The sequence below is a fragment of the Paenibacillus alginolyticus DSM 5050 = NBRC 15375 genome (genome assembly GCF_000422905.1).
GTDB classification, from domain to species: domain Bacteria; phylum Bacillota; class Bacilli; order Paenibacillales; family NBRC-103111; genus Paenibacillus_E; species Paenibacillus_E alginolyticus.
Genome location: NZ_AUGY01000084.1, coordinates 1 through 11,999 on the forward strand (window position 1 = coordinate 1; position 11,999 = coordinate 11,999).

An 11,999-nucleotide genomic window follows, 5' to 3' on the forward strand; every position below is an offset into this window, starting at 1 on the left:
CCTTCGTTAGTCGCTCAGGGGCTCCAGTTGAATAATTCATTTGCAGTCCGGCTATTCCAGCCTCACGATAGGCACGCATATATTTATAGACGGTTCGTTCCGTTCTGCCGATGATCTCTGAAATCTCTAGAGCATTCTTACCTTTCAACTGCAGATAAATGGCTTGATACCTCTCAAACATGCGCCGATCTTTCTCTTTTTTCATCAAAGCTTCAATCTCTATAAATGCTTGTGTCGATTCCATATGTCCACCGTCGTTTTTAGATTTTGTATCTTTATTTCAACGGCATGGGAATGAATTCCTTTAGTTCAACTTATATAGGTAATGAAATCGTAAAGCAAGTTCCCTGCTCTGGCTGGCTTGTTACTTCGATGAGTCCGCCAAATGTTTTGATGATTCGATAGGAGACCATCATGCCTAAACCGGTTCCTTTATTTTTTGTTGAGTAAAAGGGTGTTCCGAGACGGTTCACCTGCTCAGGTGTCATACCAATACCGTTATCTTTAATTTGTAAAATGACTTTAGCGCTTTTCTTGAAGCCTGTTATTAGCAGAGTGCCTCCGCTAGGCATAGCCTCGATGCCGTTTTTCGTTAAATTAACTAAGCATTGTATCATTTTTTCGCTGTTGGCTTTTACCAGAAGAGAAGATTCCATGTCGATATGAATTTCTACACCGCGCATTGACGCGTAAGGATTGATGAGATTGCTTAATTTGAGCGACAGCGTGGACACATCCACCTCTTCAAGCTTCTCGGCTTGCGGTTTAGCGAAGGATAAGTAATCTGTAATAATGCTTTGTGCCCGGTCAATTTCTTCAATAACCATGGTCGTATAGATGCGTTTCTTCTCTTCGTTCACTTCGGACTGGCTGAGTATTTGCATAAAGCCGCGGGCAACCGTCATCGGGTTACGAATTTCATGGGCGACTGAAGCAGCTAATTCGCTTAATACATTCAGCTTCTCGGAACGCTGGACTTCTTGGCGCATCGCTATATTTTCTCGGATACGAACAATTAAATAGGTTATCAACCACATCGTCAGCATGTGAACCATACAAAACAGTAAGCCGTATAGCAGAAAGCTCCTATCTACGGAGACATTCGAATCGATGCGATATAGCATCGTCATGCAGAAAGTAGCTAGAGCGCTAATAAAGGCCAGAAGACTGGGAAACATCACTTTGGGGGTTCGGTACTTCCAATTGCTTAGGGCAATGAAAGCCAGGATGAAGGGTACGAGCAGAGCGGACAAGGTAACAATCCATAAAAAATCTGAACCATCGATGTAGTAGGTATAGGCTAGTATAACTGCGGAAACAGTAAGTCCTGAACGTATGCCACTGTAAAGGAAAGCAACAAGTACAGGAATCGTGCGCAGATCAAAGTTGTTGCCTGTTATCGTAAAAAAGGGATGAGACATGCAAAATATGGCTGCCAATGAACAAATGAGCCCGATAAATGCTCGATTTGAAGGATTGAAGCTAATGGGACCGGGCCGATCCAGCCATAAAATATGACATACCATGATGGGGAGAGTTAACACTAGTATATTGAGGAGTAAGTCGTCAATTACATTCAAGGATCTCGCCTACTTAATTAAAAATTTGGGTTTATTTTTTATTTCGACATAAAACTTGAAATTCCTTTGATTTCTTTCCAAAATTTTGATGTTTTTTGACAAGTTCTGATGGAAACTTACTGTATATCCATTTTTCAGGAAAAATGTTGCTGTTCCTGTACATGCTCTTTATTGCAGCATAAGCTTGTATCGCTTACAATTCTGTACATGGTTACAAATTGTAGGCTCAGGAGATTAAGCAAATGACGACTTTAGAACTACCCGCATCAATGGTCCTTCATGATCGAACCGGTGAAACCGCAACACAACCGATTCTTTATGCTTTTGCTTTGGAAGAACTTTTATGTCGAGCAATTGGTAAAGCAGCTCCACCGATTCTGCATATATGGAGGCATCCACGAGCCTTTGTGATGGGACTTAGAGATAGTCGCCTCCCTAACGCGGCCGAAGCAAACGAATGGCTGCTAAGCCAAGGCTATGATACGGCTGTAAGAAACTCTGGAGGTGCAGCGGTGCCTCTCGATTTGGGCGTCGTGAATGTATCCCTGTTGTTACCGAAAAGCGCGGGTGACATGGAGCATCGCAAGGATTTCGATCTGATGGTAGCCTTGATAAGAGACGGCATGAGTGCAATGACCAACCAAATCGATCAGGGCGAGGTGATGGGTTCATTTTGTCCGGGGGAATTCGATCTAAGTATCGGAGGACGCAAGTTTTGCGGCATTGCACAGCGCAGACAAATGCATGCAATATCGGTTCAAGCGTTCATTATCGTGGAGGGTTTGGGTGAAGAGAAAGCATCTCTGGCAAGAAGCTTTTATGAGCGCGCGGCGGGTTCAGCATCACCTAAGGACTATCCGGTAGTGGCGTCAGGGAGTATGGCGAGTTTATCTGAATGCTTACAAATAGAGGTAAGTGCGGAGCGTTTCACTGACAATTTGGTACAGATGATGGCCGCCAAAGGTGTGAGAGTGCAGAGTCCGAGGGATATTCCGGGTTACCCGAGTGAAGAAGAGATACAGAGCATGATGGAGCTTTTGAAGCAGCGTTATGCAATTAAACAGTAATAAAAGCGGCCCAAATTCGCGTCAGTAGACGGAAAGTGGACCGCTTTTCATCGTCATCATCCTAGAAAATAATGAAGAGCCGCATCCAACTCTCCTTGCCAAAAGCCCCATAAATGTTTCCCTGGTTTCTCGATATAGTGAAGGGTTACCTTTTTATTTTCCATCTCAGCTTTGGCCAGTCGGTTTTCTCTGACGAAATCAAAAGTCCCTCGTTCTGTTTTTACATCCGTTTCATCCAGGCCAATCAACATATACAACTCAAGCCAGGACAAGTCGTCCTCAGCTTTGATACGTTCTCTGGTAATGTCGAAAAATGCGCCCGATAAGGATATAACACGGCAAAAAAGGCTAGGATAATCTAAGGCGAGATGCAAGGACACGGTCCCCCCAAGGGAATCGCCCGCCACAATGCGTTCGTTCCGTTCGGATCGAATCGGATATTGGCTTTCTACATAAGGGAGGAGTTCCTCTGCAAAAAAACGGCAGTACGCATCATGGCGTTCACCCTCAGGCGCATATTCCGAAGTACGGTTGCTGTTATTCACATCGACACCGACGACAATGGCAGGCTCCAAGCCTTCATCTAGAATACAACGTGTGATCGTAGTCGCAATTCGGCCGAAATTAAAGAATTGTTCACCATCTTGGCAATAAATGACCGGATAGGAGAGCAGTTCGTTGTAACCGGGAGGGAGATAAATGCGCAGGGAGCGATTTTCTCCGAGAAGGACAGAGGTGAGTTCATCTTTCACAATCGTTCTTTTATAAAAGCGAGAGTCATCCGACATGGTTGTGCTCCTTTAACTTTCTCATTAGATATATTGGTGCGGAAGTGTAAGCTTGCCGTTTAGAGGGTAATGTGTATTATAGCAGTTGTAAATTTTATGTTAACTGTATTATACATTTTCGGTAACTGTACTATTCACTTTAATGAAAAAAGGTCATATAGTACAGGGATGCTGGTGTACAATTCACAAAAACAGGTTTATAATAATACTATAACAGAAGTGAAGCTAGCAGGCATCAAAATCATATAAGAGGTGAAATGGTATGAGTAAGCCACTTGTCAGCCAAGCGAATTATGAAGTGACCACAGAGAAGGTTGAGCCTTTACAGGTTCTAGCTCCAGACGGCACAATTGTAAATTCCGACAAAATGCCTAAACTTAGTGACGACCAATTGAAAGAATTAATGAGAAGAATGGTATTCACTCGCGTTTGGGACGAAAGAGCAGTTAATCTCGGTCGCCAAGGACGTCTTGGTTTCTATGCTCCGGTATCCGGACAAGAAGCTTCGATGATCGGTAGTGAATTTGCATTAAATAAAGACGATTTCATTTGCCCGGGTTACCGTGATATGCCACAGCTTGTTTGGCACGGACTTCCGCTTTATCAAGCATTTTTATATTCCCGTGGTCATCAACACGGCGGACAAATTCCGCAGGATGTACACGTATTAATGCCGCAAATCATCATCGGGGCTCAAATTTTACATGCTACCGGTGTGGCTATGGCATTCAAGAAACGTAACCAACCGCGTGTAGCCATTACGTACACAGGCGACGGAGGAAGCTCCGAGGGCGATTTCTACGAAGGCATGAACTTTGCAGGAGCATTCAAGCTGCCTGTCATTTATTTTGTACAAAACAACGGTTACGCCATTACAACTCCTTATTCGAAGCAAACAGGAGCACTTTCTGTTGCGCATAAAGCACTTGCTGCCGGTATCAAAGGTGTGCAAGTTGACGGAATGGACGTATTGGCTGTTGTTCAAGCTGTAACTGAAGCTGCTGAAAGAGGACGCAGAGGCGAAGGCGCTACGTTGATTGAAGCATTAACTTACCGTTACCGTCCGCATTCCTTGGCGGATGATACGACGAAATACCGGACCAAAGATGAAGAAAGCGACTGGGAGCCTAAAGATCCGCTTACGCGTATGCGTCTGTTCTTGACTAAAAAAGGCCTCTGGAGCGAAGAAGAAGAAGCACAAGTGAAAGAAGAAGCGAAAGCAACAGTTGCTGAGCATATCAAAAAAGCAGAAGAAACAGAGAAAATGACGGTTCCAGGCCTAATTGACTCTATGTTCGAAGTCACACCTGCACATCTTGAAGAACAGAAGCAAGCGTATAAATAGATGATTGCGATGCCAGTTTTTCTGGCGAAAAACTCTTAGGAGGCACGGAGAAGTCATGGCACAAATGACGATGATTCAAGCGATAAAAGACGCAATGCGCGTTGAACTGGAAAGAGATCCTAATGTAATTTTGTTCGGTGAAGACGTTGGCCATGTTGGTGGCGTATTCCGTGCTACGGAAGGTTTACAAAAAGAATTCGGCGAAGATCGCGTATTCGATACGCCTCTTGCTGAATCTGCTATCGGCGGACTTGCTGTCGGTCTTGGTGTTCAAGGCTTCCGTCCGATTGCTGAAATTCAATTCGTAGGCTTCATTTATGAAGCGCTTGACCAAATTTGCGTGCAAGCAGCTCGTATGCGTTATCGCTCCGGCGGCCGTTACAACTCGCCAATCGTATTCCGTACGCCATTTGGTGGCGGGGTAAAAGCGGCTGAGCTGCACACGGATGCACTCGAAGGCTTACTTGTTCAAACGCCAGGTATTAAAGTTGTTGTTCCTTCCAACCCTTATGATGCGAAGGGACTGCTCATTTCCGCGATTCGGGATAATGACCCTGTCTTCTTCATGGAGCATCTGAACTTATACCGCGCATTCCGCGCAGAAGTACCAGAAGGCGAATATACCATTGAGCTTGGCAAAGCGAATGTTGTTCGCGAAGGCTCAGATGTTACGGTTATTACTTACGGCGCTATGGTTCACACATCTGTGAAAGCGGCGGAAGAGATCGAGAAAACACAAGGTGTGAAAGTTGAAGTTATCGACTTGCGTACACTGATTCCTCTTGATATCGAAACCATTGTAGCTTCGATCAAGAAAACAAACCGTGCGATTATCGTACAAGAAGCTCAAAAAACATCCGGTGTAGCGGCAGAAGTAATTGCACAGATTAATGAAAAAGCAATTCTGCATCTGGAAGCTCCTGTATTGCGTATTGCTCCTCCAGATACAATCTATCCGTTCGCTCAAATTGAAGACGCTTGGTTGCCTAGTCCAGCAAGTGTTATTGCAGGCATTAATCAAGTACTCGAATTCTAATCACAGTCGAAGGTAATAGGAGGTTGTGCACGTGGCATTGTTTGAATACAAGTTCCCTGAGCTTGGTGAAGGCATACATGAAGGCGAGATCGTAAAGCTGTTAGTTAAAGCGGGTGACACCGTAACAGACGAATCGATTCTTATGGAAGTACAGAACGATAAAGCGGTCGTTGAAGTTCCTTGTCCGGTTGAAGGTAAAGTCGTTTCCGTTGCCGTAAAGGAAGGACAAATTTGCAATATTGGCGAGCTCGTTATGACGATTGATGTGACAGGCGAGATGCCTGCGGAGTCTATGCATCACAAGAACGACAGCCACGCTGCGCCTGCAGCTGCAGCGGCTCCAACTGCTGCCCCAGCGGCGGCAGCACCGGCACCCGCAGCAGCGCCTGCAGCGGCTGCTCCAGCACAAGCCGCGCCAAGCGTTGGCGCGGGCCGCGAAGTGCTTGCGACGCCTAGCGTACGCAAGCTGGCAAGAGAGCAAGGCATCACACTCGCAGAGGTGACGCCTACAGGTAAGCACGGCCGCGTAACGCGCGAGGACGTGCTCGGCTTTAACGGAGCTGCGGCGGCAGCTCCGGAAGCAGCAGAACCAGCTGCGTCATCAGTAGCAGCTGGCGGAGCGGCACCTGCGGCGGCTGCGCAGCAGGTTGTCGTGGGCGATCGCGTCGAAGAGCGGGTTCCGTTCAAAGGAATCCGTAAAATTATCGCGAACGCTATGGTTAAATCCGTGTACACGGCTCCGCACGTGACACTAATGGACGAAATCGACGTATCAGCACTAGTCGCACTGCGTGAGCGCACGAAGCCACTCGCCGAGAAAAAAGGCGTGAAGCTGACTTACCTGCCTTTCATCGTGAAAGCATTGGTTGCAGCTTGCCGTCAATTCCCAGCATTGAATGCGATGATCGACGAAGAGAAACAAGAAATCGTCTACAAAAAGTACTACAACATCGGGATTGCAACAGATACAGACAACGGCTTGCTCGTTCCTGTTATCCATGATGCAGACCGCAAAAATATCTGGTCGATCGCTTCTTCAATCAAGGATCTTGCCGTTCGCGGACGCGAGGGCAAATTGGCTCCAAACGAAATGAAAGGCGGTACGATCTCCATTACGAACATCGGTTCCGTGGGCGGTATGTTCTTCACACCGGTTATCAACTTCCCTGAAGTTGCGATCCTAGGTGCAGGCCGTATCACAGAGAAACCAGTTGTGAAAAACGGACAAATCGTTGCAGCATCGGTTATGGCGCTTTCCTTGAGCTTCGACCACCGTATCGTGGATGGAGCGACAGCACAAAGCTTCCTGAACTACATCAAACAGCTTCTGGCTGATCCAGAGCTTCTCGTCTTGGAGGTGTAACAGCATGGTAGTAGGAGATGCTTCTTTAGATATTGATTTGTTGGTTATTGGTGCAGGTCCCGGCGGGTACGTTGCAGCCATCCGTGCTGCTCAGCTCGGGCAAAGCGTTCTTATTGTTGATAAAGCGGAATGGGGCGGCGTGTGCTTGAACCGCGGCTGTATCCCTTCCAAAGCCTTGATCTCTGCCGCTCACACGTATGAACATGCACAGCATGCTGACAGCATGGGTATCTCTGTAGAGAACGTGAAAGTGGACTTTGCAAAAGTACAAGCATGGAAAAACAGCATTGTTGCGAAACAAACGGGCGGCGTTAGCGCGCTGCTCAAAGGCAACAAGATCCAAACGTTCCAAGGCGAAGTGATGTTCATCAATGAGCATGAAGCACGTGTGTTCAATGATGCAGAAGCTCCTCGCTACCGCTTCAAGCATTGTATTATCGCGACGGGCTCCCGTCCGATCGAACTGAAAGCTTTCCCTTACGGCGGAAGAATCATTTCTTCCACGGAAGCGTTGAACTTGCCTGAAATTCCGAAAAGCATGGTCGTTATCGGCGGCGGCTACATCGGGATCGAGCTAGGTCAAACGTATGCGAAGTTCGGTACTAAAGTAACCGTGCTTGAAGGCTCCGATCATGTGCTTCCAGGCTTCGAGAAAGAATTTACGAAGCTTGTTGCACGCAGTCTGGATAAAGTTGGCGTAGAGGTTCATACCGAAGCTTTGGCACAATCCTGCACGAAGACAGAAAATGACGTTACTGTCACGTTCACAGTAAAAGGCGAAGAGAAGCAAGTAACAGCGGATTACGTATTAGTAACCGTTGGCCGTCGTCCGAACACAGATGGCGAGCTTGGTCTTGATCTTATTAACTTGAAAATGACAGATCGCGGTTTGATCGAAGTCGATAACCAAGGTAGAACGAGCATTCCGCATATTTTCGCGATTGGTGATGTTGTACCTGGTCTTTCATTGGCACACAAAGCTTCCTATGAAGCTAAAGTGGCTGCTGAAGCAATCGCGGGTCATTCCAGCATCGTAGATTACAAAGCAATGCCTGCTGTTGTGTTCTCCGATCCGGAAATTGCAGGCGTAGGTTTAAGTGAAACTGAAGCGAAAGCGCAAGGTATCAATGTAACGATTGGTAAATTCCCTTATGCCGCTAACGGTCGCGCTAACTCATTGAACGCAGGTCAAGGCTTCGTGAAGCTTGTCGGCGACAAAGAAACAGGCCAACTGCTTGGTGGTCAAATCGTTGGTCCGGAAGCATCTAACTTGATCGGAGAGCTTGCTCTTGCGGTTGAGATGGGCGCTAACTTGGAAGACATCGCACTTACGATTCATGCACATCCAACATTGACAGAAATGATCATGGATGCGGCGGAAGGTGCGCTTGGTCACCCGATTCACCAACTTGGTAAATAAGTTGCTTTATTCTTTTAGTTTCTCTTACCTTTAGATAAAAAGTCCCGAGAGTTTGGCATTAGCCGCTCTACGGGACTCTTTTTTATTCTTTGAATCTTGGATTTTTGATCCCCTGCAACAGCTTCTCTACCGTCTTGACGACTCGTGCGCTGCGTGTTTCCTCACGTTTGGCTTCCGTAATCCACTGCACGTATTCCTTGCGGTTGCTGTAGGAAAGCGTTGCAAAGAAATCAGCTGCTTTAGGATTCGCTCGAAAAGCTACCGCGAGATCATCCGGAACAATAACAACTTTCTCACCGGCAGCTGATTCCGCATTAGCACTAGTATTAGCCCGGTTAGCTAATCGTTCGCTGCGCGGCGTCTTCACGAGACCGATAGGGCGAAACCGCATAGCTGACCATGTCTCGTCAATAGACACCAGACTGACGCCTTCGAACTGCAAATCAATGACCGTCTGCCAGCCAGAGTCGCGATTGATGTCCGTTTTTAATTTTGAGGTTCCTTTGGGATAGTTGATCCACAGCATGCCCTCAGGTGTTACGGCCGCAATAGCTTTGGGAGCCAACTGCTGGACCTCAGCAAGCGTGTGGACGAATACCTGGACAAAATCATAAGCCTCAGTGCCTTCTATTTGATCCGTCACCAGAACATCTTCAGGAAGGGGATTCAGCATGTCGAGATACCCCTCCGGCGCGTTCATGATGAGTGCTCGTTTACAGCTTCCTAAGCGTAGCTTCTTAGCGAGTGCGTTTTCCACTGAAATTCCTCTTTTCTTAATGATCTAACCATTTCTTCTTGCAAAATCTACCATGAAATCGGCTAAAGCCTGACAGGCTTCGAATGGAACTGCATTGTATGCCGAAGCACGCAGACCTCCGACACTTCGATGACCAGCCAAACCTTCAAATCCATTAGCTTCTGATTCTTCGATAAATTGCCGCTCCATTCCTTCATTCTCCATGCGCCAAGTGATATTCATATGTGAACGATGGTTAACTTCGATGATTCCCTTGTAGAATCCTTCGCTTTGATCAATAACATCATAAATAAGGGCAGATTTTATGCGATTAAGCTGTTCTAATTGCTCTACGCCGCCTTTGTTCACAACCCATTTTAGCACCAAATTCATCATGTAGATGGCGTGTACAGGCGGCGTGTTGAATAGCGATTTGTTTTTGGCGAATGTTTCATAGCGCATGATCTCAGGGATCTTCTTGGACGCTTTCTCCAACCACTCTTCTCGGATGATGGCAATTGTAACGCCAGCGGGTCCGAGATTTTTCTGAGCGCCCGCATATATCATCGAAAATCTCTCTAATTCCAGCTTTCTGCTGAGAATTTCACTCGTTAAATCGGCTACAAGAGGCGTGCTGCCCACTTCTGGAATTTCATTGTAACGGGAACCTTCAATCGTGTTGTTCATGGTGATGTGAAGGTAGGCCGAGTCAGGTGCTAGTTGGGTTGCAGATAACTCAGGGATACTGCGCCAATGCTGGTCTTTGGAGCTTGCCGCGACATGTGTGCGGCCGACATAAGAAGCTTCTTTATAAGCTTTTTCCGAAAAGCTCCCCGTTAATGCATAGTTGGCCGTCTGATTCGTATTTAAAAAATTTAGCGGAAGGAGAGCGAACTGTGTGCTTGCCCCTCCACCCATAAAAAGTACCTCATACCCGCTAGGCAGGCCGAGTAGTTTCAGAAGAAGCTGCTGGGTCTCTTGATTCAGATCCTCAACCGTGCGGCTTCGATGAGACATTTCAAGCAGTGAAATACCTGTCCCTTGATAGTCAACAAATTGCTCTTGTGCCTCTTCAAGTACCTCCAAAGGCAGTGCAGCGGGTCCTGGGTTAAAATTGTACCGTCGATTTGTCATTTTTAATTACCTCCCGTATGTGCTTAAACGAACAAAATTACCCCACAAAGTGATGTTTAACCTTCGAAGCTTATTCCTATTACTTTGCGGGGGCCCCGAAAATAACAAAAAACGCCCTCATCCGATTGGGACGAGGAGCGTTTGCTCGCGGTGCCACCCAATTTAAGAAACATTCTGGTGAATGCTTCTCCACTTGGTTCCGCGGTAACGGGCGGTGCCGGTTAACTTAGAATGACTAACTTTGCTGAACGCAAAGGGTTGTTCTTGGCGAAAACGCCTCCGAGTTGGAATCTCTTCATAGGCACGATCAGGTATGGATATTGAGTAGAAGTATAAGCCTATTTGCAGAAAAGGTCAATCATTTTGGTGAGTTTTCGGACGTTTCATTTTTCATTTTGTGGTAATATAAACCTTTGTATGCACTTATGGTAAACATTTTGGTTTGCAATATATGACCTTATTGAGTCTATTGCACTTTACCTCGACAAAATAAAGAGTGATTATAACAATTCATTAGATTACTTCTTAGCAGTTTCAATAGGTTGTATTGGAGTTTTGCTCGGTAACATGTTAATCAAAGAACCGTTACCCCAAGCGTCAGGTACATCGCCTTTCCAAGACTCAAGGAATTTATAATCTACCAAGTCAGCAGTTATTGACTTTGCAAGCTCTATGTTACCCTTTGCTTTTTGTTGTGCAACATAAAGATCGGCATCCGCTTTAGCTTTCGCCGCTGTAGCATCTGCTTCCGCTTTTACTACATTTTGTTGAGCGTCGATCTTTGCTTTATCTAGATCGTTCTGAGCTTTCATTGCATTTTGTGCCGCAATTTGTTTCTGCTCAATAGACTGATTAAATGCATCAGAGAATGTAAAGTTAACAATAGAGATATCCCCTACTTGGATGTTGTAAGCCTCTAGAGCTTTTTTTAATAATTCGTTTGTTTCTAATGCTACTCGTTCACGTTTAGAAATTAACTCCTCTGCACTGTACTTAGCTGTAACTTCTTTAAATATCTCCTGCACGTGAGGATTGATTACTTTAGCGTCGAAGTCTAGACCTACGTCATGAAGTAACTTGAAAGCTACCCCTTTAGGGATTGTATAGTTAACAGCTACATGACTATGAACAGGTTGCAAGTCTTTTGAAGACGCTGCTGCGTCTGCTTCCGATTTAGCTACTTGAGTATTGACTTCTACAATGCTTGAAATGAACGGCCACTTCCAATGAGGACCTGGCTCCAGTACTGTTGAGTTAACACTACCTAAGGTTTTTCTGAATCCAACATGACCGTTCTCTACTGTACTAAACGCAGTCAAAATCAAAAGAAGTATCGCAACTCCTCCAGCTCCATATTTGATCCCTTTGGTTAAAGTCGATCTCTTTCTTGCGTTCATACCTGTTTCCATAGTTACACTCTCCTGAATAGTGAATTAGTTTATTAGTACCGTAATATCTTTACTTCAAAATCTATTCATCTAACTCCCCTTTAATCCATCATTCAAAGCCTGTGCTTGTATCCCAGAAGGT

At 45.9% G+C, this 11,999-nt stretch carries 11 protein-coding genes; 5 read left to right on the forward strand and 6 right to left on the reverse strand.

Going from position 1 to position 11,999, the window contains the following annotated elements:
* Both G519_RS0129340 and G519_RS0129345 read right to left on the reverse strand, forming a co-directional pair.
* On the reverse strand, positions 1–244 hold a 244-nt coding region (locus tag G519_RS0129340), incomplete at its 3' end, for a helix-turn-helix domain-containing protein (RefSeq protein WP_036634200.1).
* A 70-nt stretch (positions 245–314) separates the two neighbouring features.
* Positions 315–1,526 carry an ATP-binding protein gene (locus G519_RS0129345; RefSeq protein WP_084160399.1) on the reverse strand — a complete coding sequence of 404 codons (1,212 nt, stop codon included), beginning with the start codon at positions 1,524–1,526 and terminating at the stop codon, positions 315–317.
* A 296-nt stretch (positions 1,527–1,822) separates the two neighbouring features.
* Between G519_RS0129345 and G519_RS0129350 the strand changes: the two genes are divergently transcribed.
* Positions 1,823–2,647, forward strand: coding sequence for a lipoate--protein ligase family protein (locus G519_RS0129350; RefSeq protein ID WP_029197703.1), 825 nt, complete (start codon positions 1,823–1,825; stop codon positions 2,645–2,647).
* 56 nt (positions 2,648–2,703) lie between these two features.
* On the opposite strand, the gene G519_RS0129355 is transcribed toward G519_RS0129350, so the two are convergent.
* Positions 2,704–3,435 carry an alpha/beta hydrolase gene (locus tag G519_RS0129355; protein WP_029197704.1) on the reverse strand — a complete coding sequence of 244 codons (732 nt, stop codon included), beginning with the start codon at positions 3,433–3,435 and terminating at the stop codon, positions 2,704–2,706.
* A 262-nt stretch (positions 3,436–3,697) separates the two neighbouring features.
* Between G519_RS0129355 and pdhA the strand changes: the two genes are divergently transcribed.
* Genes pdhA through lpdA form a run of 4 tightly spaced genes read left to right on the forward strand, consistent with a single transcriptional unit; the run spans position 3,698 to position 8,599 of the window.
* Positions 3,698–4,780, forward strand: coding sequence for a pyruvate dehydrogenase (acetyl-transferring) E1 component subunit alpha (gene pdhA, locus G519_RS0129360; RefSeq protein WP_029197705.1), 1,083 nt, complete (start codon positions 3,698–3,700; stop codon positions 4,778–4,780).
* A gap of 55 nt (positions 4,781–4,835) precedes the next feature.
* Positions 4,836–5,816 (forward strand): alpha-ketoacid dehydrogenase subunit beta, encoded by a 981-nt coding sequence (locus tag G519_RS0129365; protein WP_029197706.1) that lies wholly within the window; start codon positions 4,836–4,838, stop codon positions 5,814–5,816.
* Positions 5,817–5,847: 31 nt separating this feature from the next.
* Positions 5,848–7,179 carry a dihydrolipoamide acetyltransferase family protein gene (locus tag G519_RS0129370; RefSeq protein ID WP_029197707.1) on the forward strand — a complete coding sequence of 444 codons (1,332 nt, stop codon included), beginning with the start codon at positions 5,848–5,850 and terminating at the stop codon, positions 7,177–7,179.
* A gap of 4 nt (positions 7,180–7,183) precedes the next feature.
* Positions 7,184–8,599, forward strand: coding sequence for a dihydrolipoyl dehydrogenase (gene lpdA, locus G519_RS0129375; RefSeq protein WP_029197708.1), 1,416 nt, complete (start codon positions 7,184–7,186; stop codon positions 8,597–8,599).
* Between the two features lie 82 nt (positions 8,600–8,681).
* Here the strand turns inward: lpdA and G519_RS0129380 are convergent, their stop codons facing one another.
* From G519_RS0129380 to G519_RS45160, 3 genes are all read right to left on the reverse strand, one after another.
* Positions 8,682–9,356 (reverse strand): YdeI/OmpD-associated family protein, encoded by a 675-nt coding sequence (locus G519_RS0129380; protein ID WP_036634204.1) that lies wholly within the window; start codon positions 9,354–9,356, stop codon positions 8,682–8,684.
* Between the two features lie 24 nt (positions 9,357–9,380).
* Complete coding sequence (gene serC / locus G519_RS0129385; protein ID WP_029197710.1) at positions 9,381–10,469, reverse strand: 3-phosphoserine/phosphohydroxythreonine transaminase; 1,089 nt, start codon at positions 10,467–10,469, stop codon at positions 9,381–9,383.
* Positions 10,470–10,987: 518 nt separating this feature from the next.
* Positions 10,988–11,878, reverse strand: coding sequence for a prohibitin family protein (locus G519_RS45160; protein WP_051253810.1), 891 nt, complete (start codon positions 11,876–11,878; stop codon positions 10,988–10,990).
* Between the last annotated feature and the right edge of the window lie 121 nt (positions 11,879–11,999).

Excerpts from the sequence above, each read along its gene's own strand:
- lpdA (WP_029197708.1), top strand. The coding sequence starts at position 7,184 with ATGGTAGTAGGAGATGCTTCTTTAGATATTGATTTGTTGGTTATTGGT.
- pdhA (WP_029197705.1), top strand. The coding sequence starts at position 3,698 with ATGAGTAAGCCACTTGTCAGCCAAGCGAATTATGAAGTGACCACAGAG.
- G519_RS0129365 (WP_029197706.1), top strand. The coding sequence starts at position 4,836 with ATGGCACAAATGACGATGATTCAAGCGATAAAAGACGCAATGCGCGTT.
- G519_RS0129355 (WP_029197704.1), bottom strand. The coding sequence starts at position 3,435 with ATGTCGGATGACTCTCGCTTTTATAAAAGAACGATTGTGAAAGATGAA.
- serC (WP_029197710.1), bottom strand. The coding sequence starts at position 10,469 with ATGACAAATCGACGGTACAATTTTAACCCAGGACCCGCTGCACTGCCT.
- G519_RS0129345 (WP_084160399.1), bottom strand. The coding sequence starts at position 1,526 with ATGGTATGTCATATTTTATGGCTGGATCGGCCCGGTCCCATTAGCTTC.
- G519_RS0129350 (WP_029197703.1), top strand. The coding sequence starts at position 1,823 with ATGACGACTTTAGAACTACCCGCATCAATGGTCCTTCATGATCGAACC.
- G519_RS45160 (WP_051253810.1), bottom strand. The coding sequence starts at position 11,878 with ATGGAAACAGGTATGAACGCAAGAAAGAGATCGACTTTAACCAAAGGG.